Here is a 19,196-nt window from a genome sequence, read left to right as displayed (position 1 = left end):
ATAGCCTATAGTTTATTTAATGAGTGTCATTCTGGATGTATTTACAAAGGTATTGTTGGCTGTAACTGCCTTCACTCTGTAAATATACATTCCGGAAGAAAGTCCTGATGCATCAAGCATTATACTTTGATTAGCACCAGCACTCATTCTTTGAGCAGGAATTGTCATCACTTTTTGCCCAATAATACTAAAGACCTCTATGGATACAGTGGATGGTGATTCCAGATCAAAAGATATATTGGTTGTTGGGTTAAACGGATTCGGATAATTCCCTTTAAGAACAAACGAATTCGGAGTGTCTTTAATAAGATCTTCTTCGTTACTGATCGTAATTCCACCATGCCATATTAATGATCCTATTTGCTGACCATCGTCACCACCGGTAAATGAGGCTGCAGTACTTACATATCCAAAGTCGAATGGTTCGCCACTTGTTGGAAATTCATCAGGTGTTTCAGCATTGCTCCAAAACTGCGTAACTACATTTGCAGGACTTGCAGTACCTGTCGTAAATGTAATTTCTTCGTTGAGATTTGTTGAAGCACTACCTTGTTCTGTTACGTAAGCAAGAGCTGTAGCATTGTATGTATCTGCGGCTTCTACAGAATCAGGATATGCGTCAACGACATCAGTTGAAGTATAAAAGTTATTATTATTTAGCAAGAACGATTGAGCACCAAATTCTGATGTTTCCTCTGTAGTTAATGAATCTAAACCAATGACTGTAATTTGCTCATCACCATTTGTGTTATTACCAAAGAAAGAAGCATTATAAACCATGTTGTTTGTAAAAACACCATTAACGGTTGGTCCAAATTCAAAAGCAGTATTCTTTCCAATATTTACTGCTGTATTTTGATTTATGTAAGCATAAGATATAGTACCTCCGCCATCTCGCAGTACCTGACTTGTAAGATTATAGAAAGTATTATTTTCGAACCATAATGTATCGATTGGATTACCTCTATCATCTACTCCACGTCCATTATCTGGACTACTTGTAGAACCAATATTGCTTAAGATCGAATTTGTTAGAAAAATATTAACATTATCACCATCAACTCTGAATCCGGCTTGTCCATCTTTATCCAAATGACAATCATCTATACTGATAGTCACTTCGTTTTCACTAATTCTAATAATCCTTGTATTAATTCCTCCAAGTTCGTCTTCATTAGTAATGTAAAGCCCTTTCAAAGTTAAATCCCCTCTAGGTCTGAACGGTCTGTCAGATGCTCCTCCATCATCAACGGCAGGTATTAATTTAGGACGCTCTGTAGCACCATCTTCAGCTACAATGGTTAAGTGGTATCCTCTGTGCTCAATACTTCCATCCAATAAATAAGTACCTCCACTGGATAGTACATAAACGGTGTTCGAATCAACCCTCGCTCCTGTAGCTGTAGTATCACTAGTTATCGCTTCATTAAGTGTTCCCACTCCCTGTTCAACAGTGACGGTACGTTGAGCAAATACATTAATATTAGTAACAAATACTAATAAAAACATAGTGCAAACGTACATAACCACCTTTCTCAATACTGTTGTAGTATCTATCATAGATTTCATGTTTACTCCTTTGTTATTGATATTTAATCACTAGTAAATGAACTAATGATTGTTGTTAAAATTTTACTTTTATACCTGTGCTTGCAGTGAGTCCGTAACTAAAATCCCTCGATTTCTTTGATATATCACCAGAACCAATAAAATCTTGTTCGTTTTCACTTAAGATGTTGTTTACGTTAAAGAAAAAGGTCAAATTTGGAGCACTCTTAAAAGATTGGTTTAACCTAAAATCCCAAAAACTAAAACCTTCAGAAAGTCCGTCCCCTAAAGATGTAGAGGCGATCTCATTCAAAATATCTTGTTGATACGCTAATGATGCTCTGGCTGAGAATAGACCTATTTCATATCCTAAAGTGAACGATGCTGTTACATCAGGCTGTCCCGGTAATTTCCCAGACCTTACTGTATCGATTATTGTAGGTCTGAATGGTGGGTCCGGGCTTCTTGGTCCAATTTTGAATACAGGAAAGAAAGTTTCAGATTTGATAAAAGCTATATTTGTAGATAAAATTAACCCGTTTAACGGCTTTGGTAGAAACCTGAAATCAGTTTGAAAATCTATCTCAATACCTTTTACCGTTGATGTACCTTCAGCGTTTACAGGAGAGGTTAATTCGTAACCTGAGAATTCTCCTTCTTGTAATCTAGTTGTCCTTATATAATCTATATTTTCAAGTTCTTTATAAAACAACCCCACAGATAAGTAGCCTATACTATTTTTATAAAAAGAAAGGAACACATCATAATTTACTGCGCTAGTGTGTTTCAGATCAGGGTTACCTCTGCTTAGAGTTTGTTCAGGATCATTCACATTCTGAAATGGAACTAAGTTATCGTAGTTTGGTCTGGAAATACTTTCCGTATAAGCTAACCTTAGATCAACACCTTCAAGAATATTTACTTTTAAATGCACTTGAGGAAGTAGCTCGCCATAACTTTGCCCCCCTGTTGTATCTGAGATCACACCGCCTTGCCCCAGATTTCCATTTAGATTCCCAAATTTTCCGTCATAATAATTTTCAGTGTATTCGTACCTGAGCCCCGGCAAAAGAGTAACTCTCTGTCCAAAATTGAACTCCATCATTCCATAAAAAGCAGTTATACTTTCACCTGCTTCATAATCCCGAAGGTCTGTAACTCTGTTTCTCTCATAATAATTTGAGAAACGATCATAAAAGTCCCCCAATGCATTTGCATCTAATCCCGGGCTAATCTGATATCTTCCACTTATTGACGGAGTGTTGTAATTCGAATTGATAAAATTACTAATAGCAATATGAGTGCTATTGTATAGCTCAAAGTCATCAGGGTTATCTTGACCAATTTGACTTACAACCTCAAAATCTGTTCTGTTTTCATTTTGATCTACAAACTTGTTTTTATCTCTATACTTGCCACCAAATTTTAAATAACCATCAATATTATTGGTGATATTAAAATTTATTTGAGTATTCAGTGCCGCAGTGAAATCTCCCTCAGTTCTTCTTGAAGTATTGAAAGTACCATATTGGAAATAGGTTTCATCTAGATCATTATTGGCAGCAGCTACTATACTATCAGCATTCGTATCGTCAAGTCCATTTCTGAAGGCACCTATTTCTATAAATCTTGAATAATTAGAATAAGGGGTTTTGCTTAAACTATTTGAGTAAGATGATTGCCAATCAACTTCAATAAAATCCCAATTATGCCGTCCACTTAGTGAGTTTGAATAAACGGATTCAAAACGGTTTCTATCCTGTAAGTCATACTCTGTCCTGGTATTACCAACTCTATATCTTTTTCTATATCTCTGTTCATCTCTATCAGTTCTGCCAAGCAAGGATGAAAAAAAGATTTCGTTATTTTCGTCCAATTTATAGTCTAAACTGGCACTGAATCCATACTTATCTCTCGTTTCACGTGTATCAGCTAAATTAAGGTTTTCGGTTCTTAGCGAGGAATCTGCTTGGTTTACCAGTAAGTTATTATCGAATAATTCAGAAGATCTATTCGTACGTTGGATATTTCCGGATACCAAAACTCCAAGTTTATCATCTAAAAAACGGTCACTAAGATTTAGACTAAATTTATATTGCCCGAATTCGTTTCTTAAATCGTTGTACCCTGTCTCAGCACTAACAGAACCTCTAAAATCATTCGGTGCTTTTCTTACTAATAAGTTAACTGTCCCACCAACTGCATCACCATCCTTATCCGGTGTTAATGCCTTAAAAACTTCGATCCCACCGAGAACCTCAGAAGGTACCAAACTTAAGTCTACAGATCTGTCATCACCTGAGCCCGGTAATTTTATCCCGTTCACAGTTATAGAATTAAACCTTGGCGACAGTCCTCTTACTACTACTTTAGAAGCTTCGCCGGCATCACGCTGAACAGAAACCCCTGGCAATCTTGCTACAGACTCTGCCGCATTTTGATCCGGCAGTTCACCAAGCCTTTCCTTAGAAACAACATTGACAATAGTATTAGATTCGATTTGTTGCTTTATTGCTGCAACTTGACCAGCAGCTTGAGCAAGAACGGTTATTTCTTCACCCTCATAAATTTCCGGTTGAAGTTTTATGTTTAATTCTTTTCTTGTATTCGGCTCTATCTCAACGGTAATAACTTTTTGAATATAACCGATGTAAGATAACCGAATTTGATATCTCCCGGTAGGAATATTATTTATTTCGTAGCTTCCATTCTCTCCAGTAGCCGTTCCTTTTAAAAGATCTAGAATAAAAATATTTGCCCCGAATATTACCTCACTGCTTGTTGAGTCTTTAATAGTCCCATACAAACCACCTGTATTCTGAGCTAAACTTATTTGAGAGGGAAAAAGAAAGCAGCATATAAAAACTAAAAGAGCTTTTATCCTACTATTACTATTAATCAAAAATTTTATCCCAGCCATTCAATCCTTAATTAGATCTTAAATTATCCAAAGTATGGAAAACAAAAGCGCTTCCATATGACATGCTTAATATGCTAGGTATACTTTATATATGCAATATTTGTTTTCATTTTTTTTAGCTTTTGACGTGTAAAAACATGTTTAACTGGAGAAAACCTGAATTTCAAGAGCTTGAAACAACATTAATACCTAAAGATTTCCTTTTTTTTCAAACCTAAATTCAAATGAAGCCCCATTATCAGAATAGATATTCGTTTCAGCATTTAATTGTCTTCCCAGAGTTTTGACTAATGTCATACCAAGCGATTGCTTGTCTTCTTCATTCTCTTCAGGCAAACCAACCCCATTATCTCTTACCTTGTAAACTATTTTATCTTCAAAATTCTTAAAAGAAATAAAAATTTCACCTTTCTTCCGCCCTGCAAAAGCATGCTTGTAACTATTTGTAAGTATTTCATTTAAAATTAATCCGCAAGGAATAGCTTGTGTAATTTCCAGCTCAATCTGATCCAGATCAAATTCGATATTTACAGGTATGGCTCTTCTTTCTAATGAATTTGAGATCACTCTTGTTAGATCTTTCAGATAATTGGGAATGTCTACCTGTGAAAAATCATCGCTTTGATATAACAGTTCGTGAACCAAAGCAATAGAGTTCACTCTCATTTGACTATCTTTAAGCACTTTATGTGCGTCTTCGTTTTCTGAATTTAAAGCCTGTAACTCTAACAACCCTGTAATTACGGCAAGATTATTCTTAACCCTGTGATGGATCTCAGCAAGTAATACTTCTTTTTCCCTTAAATTAGATTTCAGCTTTTCCTCTGCTCTTTTGCGTTCAGTTATATCAACGTAGATACCATACATTGAAATAATTCTTCCATCTACAATTACAGGGACAGCACAAACAATAACGTCAATTATATTGCCGGATTTTGTTCTTCTTTTCCCGCTATACACTTTGGCAATTTCACTTGTGGAAAGTTCAAGAGCATCCTGATATTCATCTTCAGGTACAATTAACTTATCAAGCTCCAAACCCTTTACTTCCTTTTGTGTGTACCCGAAAATTTCCTCAAAGCTTTGATTTACACTTTCAATTTCCTGATGTCGGTCTAATTGAGCAATTCCTATCGGACTTGAATGGAAAAGATTACTAAACATGCTTTCTCGATGTTTCAATTCCTGATGAGAAAGCAATCTTTCTGAAACGTCCCTTTCCACTACAATTATAACATCTTCATCCAAATAAGAACCGGAATTCATCAATACTTCAGTAGGAAAAACTTCGCCATTCTTCTTCTCACCCCATCCTTCATAGCTTATTGATTCCCCGTCTTTGGCTCTTTTTAAATAATCGGTTATCAAGTCATCATCGTATTTGCCTGATGCGGACAGAAATTTTATTTGTTGCCCGATTACCTCTTCTTTTTCATATCCAAAGGTTTTTGTTAAACCGGCATTAACATCTACGATCACTCCCAGTGGATTTAATAAATAGATCGCATCTGTAATTGAATTATACAGATCCATAAAACTGGTCATCAACTGTCTTGATTTTTCCCTTGCAAGCGTTTCTTCTGTAATATCTTTAATCACAGAATAGATAGAAGTGATGTGTCCTTTGTTATCAAATAAATAGGAATTATACCATTCACATTCTATGTATTCACCACTTTTAGTCTCGGTTCTAAGAGTTAGTATCTTTGTAGGGCTTAGTTCTTCAAGTGCGTCTCTATTGGCTTGTGTGATCTTATTGAAATCAGATTCTTTTATCAGATCTTCGATCAAAAAAGGATTTTTATTTACATCAGAATGAGAATACCCGAAAAGTAACTCCGCCCTTTTCGACCATCTCAATATTTTATGATTCAAATCCCACTCTATCTCTGCTAATGGAAAATCCTGAAACCCAATAGGCAGTGAAACTGCTTTTTTTGAGGATGCTTTCTTCTTAAAGACGTTTGTTACATCATGAGCAATTACAACTTTGGAAGGAATGCCCTTATAATTTATAAGATGTGATGAAAACTGAACGAAAAATTCATCTTTTGATTTCGAAAAGATCTTCCAGGTTTCGATAAAGGGTAATCCCAGATCAACAAATTCTTCCTGACTCAAATCAATATTCTTCCCTAAAGTAGACAGCGATTTGCCTATTAGTTCCTTTTTAGAGTATTGAAGTTTGGATATAACAGCCTCATTAGCATCCAATATCTTCAAATTAAGTTGATCGCACACAAACATTAGTTGCGAATCGAAAAATGTCATATTTGTCCCAGAATGTCCTTCTATTTTGCAGCGAGAATATGCAGTTTAAACTTTAATTTATCCAACAAAACTTTAATAATCTTAAATTAAGTATGTACCAAAAATTATTATTCATATCTTTGGGCATCATAAAAAAGCTTTTTTCAATTAACTAATTAATGTCAGAACAAAATATTACTATCACCTTACCCGACGGCTCCGAACGAGAATATAAAAAGGGAACTACAGGGCTTGAGGTTGCGGAATCAATTTCATCAGGATTAGCAAGAGTTGCACTAAGTATCACTGTTAACGGGGACATCATTGATCTGGATCGGCCAATAAATGAAGACGCCACAATAGCGATCAATACCTGGGATAGCGAAGATGGCAAATATACATTCTGGCACTCATCTGCTCATATTTTAGCAGAAGCTGTTCAGGAACTTTATCCGGAAGCAAAATTTGGTATAGGCCCTCCTATCGAAACTGGTTTTTACTATGATATCGATTTCGGTGAAAAAAATATTTCTCAGGAAGATCTCGGAAAAATCGAACAGAAATTTCTTGAAGTAGCCCGAAATAAAAACAACTTTGAGCGAAAAGATATTTCCAAAGCAGATGCCCTTTCTTTCTATAAAGATAATGGAAATGAGTATAAAGTTGATCTGATCGAAGGTTTAGAAGACGGGTCGATCACATTCTATACTCAAGGCAATTTTACAGATCTTTGCCGTGGACCTCATGTACCAAACACAGGAATTGTTAAGGCGATCAAGCTTACAAGTTTAGCAGGTGCATATTGGCGTGGAGATAATAACAGTAAACAACTCACACGTATTTACGGCATCTCTTTCCCTAAGCAGAAAATGCTTACAGAACACCTTGAGATGGTGGAAGAAGCCAAAAAAAGAGATCATAGAAAGCTTGGTAAAGAACTAGGTATTTACATGATCGACAAAATGGTGGGCAGTGGCCTTCCTATTTGGTTACCTAAAGGAACAAGACTCAGAAGAACATTAGAGTCTTTCCTGAGAGACGAACAATTCGAACGCGGCTATCAAGAAGTGATCACTCCTCATATTGGAAATATTGAGTTGTACAAAACTTCCGGACACTACCCCTACTATTCCGACTCACAATACGATCCGATTCAGGTTGATGATGAAGAATACATGCTGAAACCTATGAATTGCCCTCATCACCACAGGATCTATTCTAATGATATGAGAAGTTATCGTGATCTGCCATTACGTTTGGCAGAATTCGGAACTGTTTATCGTTATGAACAATCCGGTGAATTAAGCGGACTTTCAAGAGTACGTGGTTTTACACAGGATGATGCTCATATTTATTGTATGCAGGAACAGTTGAAACAGGAGATCAAGCACACAATTGACCTGACAAACTTTGTATTTGACACATTTGGAATGCCTGTTGATATTCGCCTCTCCTTCCGTGATGACAATGAGGAAAAATACGGTGGAGATATTGAATTATGGGAACGCGCTCAAAAAGAGATCAAGGAAGTAGCTGACGAAATGAATCTGGACTATACTATTGCTCCGGGCGAAGCTAGTTTTTATGGACCTAAGATTGATTTTATAATTCGGGATGCCATCGGTAGAAAATGGCAGTTGGGAACTGTTCAGGTCGATTATGTAATGCCGGAACGTTTTGATCTTACTTATGTAGGATCAGATAATGAAAAACACCGACCGGTTATTATTCACAGAGCACCTTTCGGTTCCATGGAAAGATTCACCAGTATATTGATCGAGCATTTTGCCGGAAACTTCCCGCTTTGGCTTTCTCCGGAACAAGTTCGTGTACTTCCGATATCAGATGATCAGAATGATTATGCTAAAAAATGCGTTGATGCATTTAAGAAGATTGGAGTTCGGGTAACACTTGACGAGCGAAGCGAACAAATTGGTGGCAAGATCAGAGATGCGGAAACTGACAAAGTGCCGTATATGCTGATCGTTGGAGCCAAAGAACAAGAAGCTGGCACGGTTTCTGTTCGTAGACATCGCAAAGGAGATATTGGAACTTTCAAATTTTCTGATTTTCTTTCAACTGTTGAAAATGAGATTGAAAAAAAATCATTACCTGAAGATTAACAAAACATAAGAGGATAAATATCGCAAGAAGATCATTTGGCAGACCAGAACCTGCTGACAAAACCAGAATCAATGAAGACGTAAGAGCCGCACAAGTCCGGGTAATTAAACCTGATGGCGGACATGAAATTACTACATCTGAACGAGCGTTACAGATTGCCGAACAATACAACCTGGATCTGGTTGAGATTGCACCTGATGCAAACCCACCCGTTTGTAAGATCATTGACTACGGCAAGTACATGTATGAAAAAAAGAAGAAAGAAAAAGAAGCTAAGAAAAAGCAGCATACTGTAAATGTTAAAGAGCTTCGCTTCAGACCAAACACAGACGATCATGACCTTGAGTTTAAAACTCGTCATGCCAGAGAATTTTTAGAGAGCGGCGACAAAGTAAAAGCTACCGTTCAGTTTCGTGGGCGTGATATGCTTTATACAGAAAAGGGTGAATTGCTTCTTTTACAGCTCGCTAAAAGCCTTGAAGACATCGCAAAGATTGAGACAAAACCGAATATGGAAGGTCGTCGAATGATAATGATGATCACTCCAAAATAAACTGTTATAATCGTTGATTACACGATGATTTCTACCTATCTTTGAAGTCTTTATAATTTTCACAAAGCAGGTATACACACAATGCCAAAAATGAAAAGTAACAGTGGAGCTAAAAAGCGATTTAAGGTTACCGGTTCCGGTAAAATTAAACGTAAGAAAGCTTTTAAGCGCCACATTCTTACTAAGAAAAGCAGTAAAACCAAGAGAAAGCTCGGCGAATCTACTATCGTTACAGATGCAGATGCTCCAAAAGTAAAAGAGCTTATCCCTTATAAATTTTAATCCTAAAATCTAGACAAAAATGCCACGTTCATCAAATTTAGTGGCTTCCCGTCGCCGTCGCAGAAAGATTATATCTCAAGCGAAAGGTTACTGGGGCAAACGAAAGAATGTATATACGATTGCGAAAAATGCGGTTGAAAAAGGTCTTCAGTACCAATACCGTGATCGCAAAAATCGTAAACGTACATTCCGTAGATTATGGATCGTTCGAATCAATGCTGCTGCAAGAATCAACGGAATCTCTTATTCTAAGCTCATCCACGCGATGAAAGAAAAGGATATGCAGATCAACCGTAAGGTACTTGCAGATTTAGCGGTTCACGACGCCGATACGTTTGCTGCCATTGTGAAGGAAGCTACAGCTTAATTGCTATCTTGCTATTTAAAGCCGGTAAATCTGTTCAATTAGGTTTACCGGTTTTTTTATTTTAACCACAGATTACTTAGTTAAATCAAAAAACATGCTCGATAAAGTAGAAGCATTAAAAAAAGAAATAGAATCTTTCCCGGTTTCAAACTCCGATGAGCTTGAAAATTTCCGCCTCGAGTTCCTTTCCAAGAATGGTAAGATACAATCTATGTTTAAAATGATTGGTCAGGTAGCTAAGGAAGATAAAGCTGCCTTTGGAAAGTCCATGAATGATCTCAAGAATTTGGCTCAGGATCGTTTCGATGAGCTACAATCCTCATTTGCTTCTTCAGCCACTGCAGAAAGATCAGCTATAGACGATATTACTTTAACAGCTCCTCTCTCTCCTGTTGGTTCTTTGCATCCTCTTACCCAAACACTGGAAGAGATGAAGAGTATCTTTTACCGATTAGGTTTTGCGATCTCTCATGGACCTGAGATCGAAGATGATTTCCATAACTTCACCGCTCTGAACTTCCCTCCTAATCATCCTGCAAGAGATGAACAGGATACTTTTTTTGTAAGAAAGAGCGATGATCCGAAAGTAGACGATCTTGTTTTGAGAACTCATACTTCTCCCGTACAGATCAGATTGATGGAAAAACAAAAGCCACCAATTCGTGCTATCATGCCCGGAAGAGTGTACCGAAACGAAGCTGTAAGCCCTAAGTCTTATTTCCTGTTCCATCAGGTTGAAGCTCTTTATGTTGATGAGAATGTAAGCGTAGCTGATCTGAAAGATACATTGATCACTTTTGCTAAATTGATGTACGGTAATGATGTGAAATACAGATTACGTCCGGGCTTCTTCCCTTTCACAGAACCAAGTTTAGAAATGGATATCTGGTGGGGATCAAAAGAAAAAGGAAAGTGGTTGGAAATTTTAGGCTCCGGAATGGTTGATCCCAATGTATTTAAAGCGGCAGGAGTCGATCCTGAAAAATATACCGGATTTGCATGGGGAATGGGTGTTGAACGAATCGCTATTTTAAAGCATGGAATTGACGACATTCGCTCATTCTACGAGAATGATATTCGCTTTTTAGAACAGTTTAATTAAAAGATCTCAATACGTTATAAATGAAAATTTCATATAACTGGCTACAAGAATTTATTGATCTGGATCTGAGTCCTGAAGAACTCGCTGATAAACTTACTTTGATCGGTTTAGAGGTCGAAGAAATTGAAGAGTTTGGTAGTACACTGGAAGGCGTGATCGTTGGTGAAGTTCTTGAAACAAAAGCACATCCTAATGCAGACAGATTAAAGGTTTGTACCGTTGACCTTGGAGACGAGAAAGTTCAGATCGTTTGCGGAGCAGACAATGTAGCTGAAGGGCAAAAAGTGCCTGTAGCAACTGTTGGCTCTACCCTACCTATCAAACTGGATGATGGAAGCTTTTTAACTCTTAGAAAAGCAAAACTCCGTGGCGAAGAATCTCACGGAATGATTTGCGCTGAAGACGAGCTTGGACTCGGTACGGATCACGATGGAATTATGGTTTTAGATCCATCACTGGAAACAGGAACTCCTATAAGTGACATCTTCGATCTGTATCAAGATACGATCATTGAAATTGCCATTACTCCTAACAGACCGGATGCAACTTGTCATCTTGGAGTAGCCCGTGATATTGCTGCAGCTTTAGATCTTGAGTTGGTTAAACCTGCTGTTAAAGTTCCTGAATCTTCAGCTCATGCAGATTATTCCATTGAAGTTGAAAGTGATAAATGCCACAGATACGTCGGCAAGCTTGTCAAAAATGTAACGATTGAGGATTCACCAAAATGGTTGCAGGATAAATTAACAGCGATAGGACTTCGCCCCGTTAATAATGTGGTAGATATCACTAATTACGTGATGTACGAACTTGGACAACCGCTCCACGCTTTTGATTTCGATAATCTGAATGACGGAAAGATCATCGTTAAAGAATTCGATAAAGAAATTGAGTTTGAAACTCTTGATCACATTAAAAGAAAATGTGAACCGGGAACACTGTTTATTTGTGATGGTAATGGTCCTGTGGCAATTGCCGGAGTTATGGGCGGGTTGCATTCCGAAGTAAGTGATTCTACCACAAACATTTTGATCGAAAGCGCTTATTTCGATCCGGGTAGTATCCGAAAGACATCTAAGCAACAAACTCTGCAAACCGATGCTTCTTATAGATTTGAGAGAGGAATTGATCCAAATTTACAAGCCATTGCTGCTCAAAGAACTGCAGATCTTATCATTGAAGTTTGTGGCGGTGAAGCAGAAGCCGGTATCACGGATATTCACCTTGTAAAAACGGAAACGCATCAACTTACTTTAAGAAAAAGCTATGTGAACAGATTGTTAGGTACTGATCTGTCTGTTGAAGAGATCATCCAAATCGTAAATGGTCTTGAACTTGATGTAGTTTCAAAAGATGAAGATACCATTACTTTTGAAATACCAACTTTCCGTCCCGACCTGGAACGTGAAGTTGATCTGATTGAAGAAGTTGGAAGATTATTTGATTACAACAAGATCGGGTCAAAGAATCAGGGGATCTTTGTATCCACTGAACCTTTAACTGACTGGGAGCTTTTACTTTCCAAAACCAGAGACGTTGGCGTTCAGTTAGGATTTAAAGAAATTTACAGCAACTCCCTCATCTCCCAAAAAGAAGCGCTCAATTTTGTTTCTGAAGAGCAAATGATCGAGACATTAAATCCATTGAATAAGGATATGAGTACGATGCGTCCTTCTTTGATGCATGGATTTCTGAAGTCTGCTTCTTATAACTTTAACAGGAAAGCAGAAACTATTCGGTTTTTTGAAGTTGGTAATGTGTTTGTACAAAGCGAAGATGCTACATATCATGATGGCATCAATGAGCAAACCCATTTATTGTTTGGTCTTTCAGGATTGAAAAACTCAGAACACTGGACAGGAAAAGCTACGCCATTTTCCATATTTGATCTTAAATCCGAAGTTAATGCGTTCTTCACAAAGTTAGGTTTGGCAGGAAGTATCAAGATCAAAGCAATCGATGAGAACTCGCTTACCTATAGCTTCAAAAAAATAGAACTTGGAAAGGTCTCCACTGTTGCTCAGACTTTACTGGATGTGTATGATATTGAGCACCAAACTTATGTTGCTGAATTCAGTCTGGATAAAATTTCCGAAGCTCTTGCCAAGCACAAAGCTAAATCGTTCACACCAATTCCCAAATTCCCTGCCTTCGAATTCGACTTTGCAGTGATCGTGGAACAGGAAGTTTCTACAGGAGATCTTATGAACTCCATAAAGTCTAATGCAGGTAACACATTAAAAAACATTGATATATTTGATGTTTTTGAAGGCGAATCAATTGGAGAAGGAAATAAAAGTATTGCCTTCAGACTAAATTTCATTGATCCCAACAAAACCTTGAATATCAAAGAAGTAGAACCTATTATTCAGCGCGTGGTTAAATCACTGGAGAAGCAATTCTCTGCTAAACTTAGATCTTAGGTTATAAGCAATGAATAAGGTTGCAAAACAGACTGAACGATTTCGTGAACTTCTGGGTGAAATCAATGAAGAGATTTCAGAATTAAAGAATGAAATTAAAGAACTGAAGCGAGACAATTCCAAGCTTCAAACAAAATTGACTGAAGCAAGAGACAAACAAACAGATATTTTCTCTGCTATAAATGAGTCTGAAAGATTGGCAATGCGTCAGCACATTCAGGGACTTGTCCAAAAAATTGATAATCATTTGGGTTCTGAATCATGAAATCAATAAAAGTCACTATTCTCGGAAAGCAATATCCGCTGAAAGTTGAGGACAGCGAAGAAGAAAACATGATCAGGATCTGCAATTATGTAGACGAACGATTCAAAACCTATCGCGAACAGCTTGTAAAACAACCGGAATCTACGGTGATGTCACTTGCAGCTCTTAGTATTGCAGAAGAACTTTTTGAAGCCAGAAACAACTCTTCCGAATTAGAAAAGAACGAACACCATACCATGGAGAGAGTTAATAAAAGCTTAGAAAAGCTTCTCCTTCAGATCAAAGAAGAATAAAAAAGGAAAAATACATTGGCTGAAACTGTCAGCATTTTGTTTGTCGGAGACATCGTTGGCTCTCCAGGATTACAATTAACAGAAACGGTACTTCCAAGTCTTATTAAGAAATATGAGGCTGATTTTGTGATCGCTAACGGTGAAAATTCACATGAAGGTCATGGAATCAACGAATCTATCATCAAGTCTCTTCATAATCTTGGAGTCCATGTAATTACCGGTGGCGATCATTCTTTCGACAAATGGAAAGTGTTTCCGTACATGCGGGAAAATAACACTATCCTGCGCCCTCTTAACTATCCCAAGGGAAATGCCGGCTCCGGTTTTGGAGTGTATGAAATCCCGGGTACTTCTTATAAGATCGGTGTATTGAATTTACAAGGACGTACGTTTATGAAAGCTATTGACGATCCTTTTTCTGCCGCTGATTGGGCTCTTTCCAAAATAAAAGAAGAAACGAATATCATTTTTGTGGATATGCATGCGGAAGCAACCGCAGAAAAGATCTCCATGGGCTGGCATATTGATGGCAGAGCTTCGGTAATGGTTGGAACGCATACTCATATCCCAACCGGTGATGCCAGAATATTTCCACAGGGATTAGGTTATCAAACCGATGCTGGAATGACAGGTTCTTTTAATTCATCCATCGGAATGGACAAAAAAGTCGCAATAAAACGATTTACTACCGGAGTTCACCAAAAATATCGCGCAGCAGAAGGTGATAATCATTTATGCGGAGTATTTGCTAAAGTGGATACTGAAACAGGCAAATGCGTTCATATCGAACAGGTTACTTATCCTGAATTTTATTCTAGCAAGGAAAGCTGATGTCAGAATTATTATTAAAAGCTGAAGGGATTTATAAAAGCTACGATGATGATAACGGCGGCCCGCCTTTAGAAGTACTCGAAAATGTTAATCTGGAAGTTCAAAAAGGAACCATCACTTCTATTGTTGGCTCAAGTGGTAGTGGTAAAAGTACCTTACTTCATATTCTGGGCGGACTTGATAAACCCAACAAAGGTTCGGTGCTTTGGGGTGATAAAGATATCAGCCTTATGAATTCTGATAAATTAGCAGAGTTCAGAAATAAAAATATTGGCTTTGTATTTCAGTTCCATCATTTGTTGCCTGAATTTACAGCCATTGAAAATATAGCTATGCCCGCTCTGATATCCGGAGTACCGATGAAAGAAGCTTCTGACAGAGCACTGGAACTTATGAAGCGGTTCAGTATTGCAGACCGAAGGTTCCATCGCCCTACTCAACTTTCGGGTGGTGAACAGCAACGTGTTTCCATGGCAAGAGCTTTGATGAACAATCCGGAACTTATTCTTGCTGATGAACCCACCGGAAATTTAGACGATGCCAACACACAGATCATTCTGGATCTTTTGTTTGAATTAAGAGACAGAGACGGTGTTTCTGTGCTGTTAATTACCCACGAAAAAAATATTGCGGAACGTTCTGACACTATCCTGGAAATAAAAAATGGAACAATTGATTAAATCAATTTCGGTTGACCGCTAAAAGCCTTATTTTTGCCCCCTATCAAAATCATACTTAATTAAAAAAACATGACGAAGAAATTTACTAAAGAAGAGTTAGAACACGATCCGTTGTTAGACAAATATGTACAAACGGTATCCTTCTTTAATGCAAACAGAACTATGATTCTGTCATTAACGGTAACTGTTATAGTTGTTATCGGAGTATTGATTGGATATAGATTTTATGCTGAAGGTCAAGAACAGGAAGCACAAAACTATTTAGCAGCAGCAGAGCAAAGTTATTCTGCAAGTGATTACCAAACTGCTCTCAACGGAGATGAGTACACGCTTTCTTATGGTTTCATTGCAATTGCTAACGATTATTCAGGAACAAATGCCGGAAACCTTGCAGCTTATTACGCTTCAGTTTCTTATTTCAAAATGGATAATTACGAAGAAGCTTTAGGCTACATTCAGGAATACAAGCATCCAAAAGGAATTATGGGTGTTGGGTCTGTATCTTTCCATGCAACGCTTCTGAAGCTAAACGGAAGCCTTGAAAAAGCAGCTAAGAAGTATGAAGAAGCTGCAAACTGGGATAAAAACGATTCCACTACCCCGTTCAATCTTTTGAAAGCTGCTAATGTTTACAAGGAACTTGGCAATATGGAAAAAGTAAGCAGTATTACTTCTACCATCATTGAAGAATATCCGGACAGCCCTGAAGCTACCAACAGCAGAAAACTTCAAGGAACACTGGCTGCTAACTAATTCAGTTTCAGATCTTATTTATTTTTATCAAAGGCTTCCGTTTGGAGGCCTTTTTTGTTTGTTTATCATTCGGTGAGAACATTGACTATTTCTCAAACTTATGCTCAAATTATTAACCTTCTAGGAACGAAAAATCAACTACCTTTTCTCCACAAAATTGATTTACTACTGATGAGTAACACCAATGCTCTTGTTTACTAACAAATCTTATTTTTAACAAAAAATGGGGAGAGAATACTCTAAATACTTTGGCTAGTTTATATATTTGCCATTTTCAGCAACTACATGATAGGATTTAAGAATACCTAGGCGTACACCTATGTTATCTTCGATTGTAAATCTAATACAATCATTCTCCATATAATTTATCATAGTTGGTATATTTCTTGAATCAAGATCGTGATTAATTTTTAAAAAATATAAATTTGAATTTAGTCTATTATCAACAATCTCTAACGCCTCATTTACGACTTTCCATTTATAACCATCCTTATCCCAACAAACACCAAATTCATCCGCAAATCTTCTGGAAGAAATTTTATACTTTATATAATTAGTATCAGGGATAGACTTATGCTCTCCGTTAATTACATATCGTATAGTATCTTGAGTTAGAATTGTAATTGTTTGATCTTCATTGAATGAATTAATAAAAACTCTATCATTGTTACAGTTTATTACGAGAAATACTAAAAAAACAGATATTCTATACAGTTGTTTATTCATTTGTTGCTATGGTAGATTTCGAATTCATTAACTTCTGTCTAATTTAGTTAATTATGACAAAAACCAATAAATACTGCCCTAGATGTAAGAAAGGCTTTGAATGTAAAGCGAATTCAATTTCAGAATGTCAGTGCTCAACGGTAACACTCACTGAAAAAGACAGAAAACTTATCAATAGTAAATTTGAAGATTGTCTGTGTGTTGAGTGTCTGAAGGAAATAAAAGCCGGCAAAGGTAATTTCAAACTCTCTAGGTAAGCGGACTTTTTCTACCTACAAAGCTAACAATCCTTTTGTCATTTCGACCGGAGGGAGAAATCAACAGATTTGATTCAAGGAGATTTTGGAGCAGGAGCTCCTCCGTTTAATCCTAAGCAGGAGCTTGGGATGGAGAAACAAGCAAATCAGGATTCTCAAAATTGTAGATTAACAGGATTTTTTTCGATAGAAATCCTGTTAATCATGAAGATCATTTCTAATCCTGGTCAGCCTTTGAATTATTTCTGACCAATTTCTTATTAAAGAACTTCACCAGTCCAAAGGCAATTGCCCACTGAACAAGTACTGTAGCTACAGAAAATGCGCTTAGCGGATTGTACCAGCTGTCAGGTGCGTACTCGGTTGCACTTAAGAACATCCACCATCCAAGTAGTGTAATGACTTCAACCGGGACAATATATTTCAGAATTATCTCCCACCATCTTCCGAGTTGCACTCCTTCTGGGTCAGTATTAACCAATTCGCTTCTGAATTTATGTACACCATATTTGATAACGGCATAACTAATAAAAGCACCGGAAACCATCAGTCCTACTCCCCATACAAAATCCTGATTGGCAAAGAAGCTCAGATTCATCGCGGAAGGGATACCGAATGCAAAACCAGCCACACAAATTACCATGGTAGCTTTCTTTCTTTTTATTCCTGTGTTCACAAATACCTTAGTTGCCAACTCGATCATAGATATCAAAGAACTGAAAGCGGCGAAAGTCAATCCTAAGAAAAATAGAATAGAGAAAATTCCTCCTCCACTCATGGTCGCAAACAATCTTGGCATCCAGATGAAAGTTAAACCGGTTGAAGCCGGACCTGAAGTTTTCATTACATCAAGAATTTCTGCATTAGACATCGTTGCACCAAGCGTACCAAACACGGTAGAGAAAATGATTATAGCAGAAACAATGGAAACCATATTGTTTCCAATTCCGGTCTGAAAAGCACTGACCGTTACATTATCCTGCTTTCTCATGTAAGTAGCATATGTCAGTATCAATCCCCATGCTGCTCCGGTATCCCAGGCATTTTGGGTTAAAGCTTCCAACCATAAATTGGGATTTTTCAAATCACTCCAATCAGGAGTAAATAAATATGAAATACCAGCTCCGCTTCCCTCAATAGTTAGAGCTTTTACCAACGAGATCACCAATACCACCAAAAGTGAGGGAATTAGGAATTTATTGACCTTCTCTATGGATTTTATCCCTTTCAGAACAATATAGCCACCTAATAGCATCACCGTTGCATGAGTCAGGATCGGCCAGTTAGAAGCCTGAAAGTTATTCCAGATTCCCAATGCCTGATCTGCAGTTTCAGGAAGAGGTGCAAACAAAGCTTGTGATAAGTAATACAAACACCATCCTGCTACCACGCTGTAATAGAACATAATTGCCGTGGCAACGAAACCTATGAAGCCACCCATCCATCCTTTTTTCTCACCGATTAGATCAGCAAAAGACTGAACTACACTTTTCCGACTGTGTCTACCTATTCCATATTCTGCAATAATTAAAGGAATGGACCACATGAATAAGAAAATAGCCCAGGCTATCAAGAAAGCACCTGCACCATCTTCCCCTCCGTTTTGTGCTGCTATTCTAGGGAATCGCCAGATATTACCTGTACCGACAGCAATTCCAAGAACACTCAGAATCATGCCTAATTTGGAGGAAAAAACTTGTTTCGGTTCGCTCATTTTAAAAAATAATGTTAATTGAAAAAATACATGTTTAAAGTAGCCGTTTCTTCACCTGAAGATTATTATCTTCGTGGTTTCTATATTTTGAATAGAACAAGGCTATGC

Annotated in this window: 17 protein-coding genes; 12 read left to right on the top strand and 5 right to left on the bottom strand. The window is 37.4% G+C overall.

Going from position 1 to position 19,196, the window contains the following annotated elements; all coding sequences use genetic code 11:
• Positions 1-12 precede the first annotated feature (12 nt).
• From A8B79_RS12195 to A8B79_RS12185, 3 genes are all read right to left on the bottom strand, one after another.
• Positions 13-1,569, bottom strand: a complete 1,557-nt coding sequence (locus tag A8B79_RS12195) for a T9SS type A sorting domain-containing protein (protein ID WP_082894171.1) — start codon at positions 1,567-1,569, stop codon at positions 13-15.
• Between the two features lie 55 nt (positions 1,570-1,624).
• Positions 1,625-4,450 (bottom strand): TonB-dependent receptor, encoded by a 2,826-nt coding sequence (locus A8B79_RS12190; protein ID WP_161485169.1) that lies wholly within the window; start codon positions 4,448-4,450, stop codon positions 1,625-1,627.
• A gap of 207 nt (positions 4,451-4,657) precedes the next feature.
• Positions 4,658-6,739: a PAS domain-containing sensor histidine kinase gene (locus A8B79_RS12185; RefSeq protein ID WP_066223151.1), complete on the bottom strand. Its 2,082-nt coding sequence runs from the start codon at positions 6,737-6,739 to the stop codon at positions 4,658-4,660.
• Between the two features lie 158 nt (positions 6,740-6,897).
• Here A8B79_RS12185 and thrS point away from each other — a divergent pair, with 158 nt between their 5' ends.
• The 11 genes from thrS (at position 6,898) to A8B79_RS12130 (ending at position 16,391) form a co-directional block, all read left to right on the top strand.
• Positions 6,898-8,841 carry a threonine--tRNA ligase gene (gene thrS, locus A8B79_RS12180; protein WP_066223147.1) on the top strand — a complete coding sequence of 648 codons (1,944 nt, stop codon included), beginning with the start codon at positions 6,898-6,900 and terminating at the stop codon, positions 8,839-8,841.
• A 14-nt stretch (positions 8,842-8,855) separates the two neighbouring features.
• On the top strand, positions 8,856-9,395 hold the full coding sequence (gene infC, locus A8B79_RS12175; RefSeq protein WP_082894170.1) for a translation initiation factor IF-3: 540 nt from the start codon (positions 8,856-8,858) through the stop codon (positions 9,393-9,395).
• A gap of 81 nt (positions 9,396-9,476) precedes the next feature.
• Positions 9,477-9,677 carry a 50S ribosomal protein L35 gene (gene rpmI / locus A8B79_RS12170; protein WP_066223142.1) on the top strand — a complete coding sequence of 67 codons (201 nt, stop codon included), beginning with the start codon at positions 9,477-9,479 and terminating at the stop codon, positions 9,675-9,677.
• 19 nt (positions 9,678-9,696) lie between these two features.
• Positions 9,697-10,044, top strand: coding sequence for a 50S ribosomal protein L20 (gene rplT / locus A8B79_RS12165; RefSeq protein WP_066223140.1), 348 nt, complete (start codon positions 9,697-9,699; stop codon positions 10,042-10,044).
• 94 nt (positions 10,045-10,138) lie between these two features.
• Positions 10,139-11,146, top strand: a complete 1,008-nt coding sequence (gene pheS, locus A8B79_RS12160) for a phenylalanine--tRNA ligase subunit alpha (protein WP_066223139.1) — start codon at positions 10,139-10,141, stop codon at positions 11,144-11,146.
• Between the two features lie 20 nt (positions 11,147-11,166).
• Positions 11,167-13,569 carry a phenylalanine--tRNA ligase subunit beta gene (gene pheT, locus A8B79_RS12155; protein ID WP_066223137.1) on the top strand — a complete coding sequence of 801 codons (2,403 nt, stop codon included), beginning with the start codon at positions 11,167-11,169 and terminating at the stop codon, positions 13,567-13,569.
• A gap of 10 nt (positions 13,570-13,579) precedes the next feature.
• The gene (locus tag A8B79_RS12150; RefSeq protein ID WP_066223135.1) at positions 13,580-13,834 is read left to right on the top strand and encodes a hypothetical protein; all 255 of its coding nucleotides are present in this window, start codon (positions 13,580-13,582) and stop codon (positions 13,832-13,834) included.
• Positions 13,831-14,127, top strand: a complete 297-nt coding sequence (locus A8B79_RS12145) for a cell division protein ZapA (protein WP_066223133.1) — start codon at positions 13,831-13,833, stop codon at positions 14,125-14,127. Before A8B79_RS12150 ends, A8B79_RS12145 begins: the two co-directional genes overlap by 4 nt.
• A gap of 15 nt (positions 14,128-14,142) precedes the next feature.
• Positions 14,143-14,958 carry a TIGR00282 family metallophosphoesterase gene (locus tag A8B79_RS12140; protein ID WP_066223131.1) on the top strand — a complete coding sequence of 272 codons (816 nt, stop codon included), beginning with the start codon at positions 14,143-14,145 and terminating at the stop codon, positions 14,956-14,958.
• Positions 14,958-15,638, top strand: a complete 681-nt coding sequence (locus A8B79_RS12135; protein ID WP_066223129.1) for an ABC transporter ATP-binding protein — start codon at positions 14,958-14,960, stop codon at positions 15,636-15,638. Before A8B79_RS12140 ends, A8B79_RS12135 begins: the two co-directional genes overlap by 1 nt.
• A 69-nt stretch (positions 15,639-15,707) precedes the next feature.
• On the top strand, positions 15,708-16,391 hold the full coding sequence (locus tag A8B79_RS12130) for a tetratricopeptide repeat protein (RefSeq protein WP_066223127.1): 684 nt from the start codon (positions 15,708-15,710) through the stop codon (positions 16,389-16,391).
• 252 nt (positions 16,392-16,643) lie between these two features.
• On the opposite strand, the gene A8B79_RS12125 is transcribed toward A8B79_RS12130, so the two are convergent.
• Entirely contained in the window at positions 16,644-17,117 is a 474-nt protein-coding gene (locus A8B79_RS12125) for a hypothetical protein (protein WP_066223125.1), read from the bottom strand.
• A 53-nt stretch (positions 17,118-17,170) separates the two neighbouring features.
• On the opposite strand from A8B79_RS12125, the gene A8B79_RS16400 reads away from it, so the two are divergent.
• Positions 17,171-17,374: a cysteine-rich CWC family protein gene (locus A8B79_RS16400; RefSeq protein WP_076782600.1), complete on the top strand. Its 204-nt coding sequence runs from the start codon at positions 17,171-17,173 to the stop codon at positions 17,372-17,374.
• 217 nt (positions 17,375-17,591) lie between these two features.
• Here the strand turns inward: A8B79_RS16400 and A8B79_RS12115 are convergent, their stop codons facing one another.
• Positions 17,592-19,088: a sodium-dependent transporter gene (locus A8B79_RS12115; RefSeq protein WP_066223121.1), complete on the bottom strand. Its 1,497-nt coding sequence runs from the start codon at positions 19,086-19,088 to the stop codon at positions 17,592-17,594.
• Between the last annotated feature and the right edge of the window lie 108 nt (positions 19,089-19,196).

Source organism: Balneola sp. EhC07 (genome assembly GCF_001650905.1).
GTDB lineage: Bacteria > Bacteroidota > Rhodothermia > Balneolales > Balneolaceae > Balneola.
Note: the sequence above shows the minus strand (reverse complement) of the source record. Positions and strands in the feature narration are given on the sequence as shown.

Bases quoted from the DNA above. Each gene is read 5' to 3' on its own strand.
- A8B79_RS12150 (WP_066223135.1), top strand. From the start codon at position 13,580: ATGAATAAGGTTGCAAAACAGACTGAACGATTTCGTGAACTTCTGGGT.
- pheT (WP_066223137.1), top strand. From the start codon at position 11,167: ATGAAAATTTCATATAACTGGCTACAAGAATTTATTGATCTGGATCTG.
- rpmI (WP_066223142.1), top strand. From the start codon at position 9,477: ATGCCAAAAATGAAAAGTAACAGTGGAGCTAAAAAGCGATTTAAGGTT.
- A8B79_RS12125 (WP_066223125.1), bottom strand. From the start codon at position 17,117: ATGAATAAACAACTGTATAGAATATCTGTTTTTTTAGTATTTCTCGTA.
- A8B79_RS16400 (WP_076782600.1), top strand. From the start codon at position 17,171: ATGACAAAAACCAATAAATACTGCCCTAGATGTAAGAAAGGCTTTGAA.
- A8B79_RS12195 (WP_082894171.1), bottom strand. From the start codon at position 1,569: ATGAAATCTATGATAGATACTACAACAGTATTGAGAAAGGTGGTTATG.
- thrS (WP_066223147.1), top strand. From the start codon at position 6,898: ATGTCAGAACAAAATATTACTATCACCTTACCCGACGGCTCCGAACGA.
- A8B79_RS12135 (WP_066223129.1), top strand. From the start codon at position 14,958: ATGTCAGAATTATTATTAAAAGCTGAAGGGATTTATAAAAGCTACGAT.
- A8B79_RS12185 (WP_066223151.1), bottom strand. From the start codon at position 6,739: ATGACATTTTTCGATTCGCAACTAATGTTTGTGTGCGATCAACTTAAT.
- rplT (WP_066223140.1), top strand. From the start codon at position 9,697: ATGCCACGTTCATCAAATTTAGTGGCTTCCCGTCGCCGTCGCAGAAAG.
- A8B79_RS12115 (WP_066223121.1), bottom strand. From the start codon at position 19,088: ATGAGCGAACCGAAACAAGTTTTTTCCTCCAAATTAGGCATGATTCTG.
- A8B79_RS12145 (WP_066223133.1), top strand. From the start codon at position 13,831: ATGAAATCAATAAAAGTCACTATTCTCGGAAAGCAATATCCGCTGAAA.
- A8B79_RS12130 (WP_066223127.1), top strand. From the start codon at position 15,708: ATGACGAAGAAATTTACTAAAGAAGAGTTAGAACACGATCCGTTGTTA.
- pheS (WP_066223139.1), top strand. From the start codon at position 10,139: ATGCTCGATAAAGTAGAAGCATTAAAAAAAGAAATAGAATCTTTCCCG.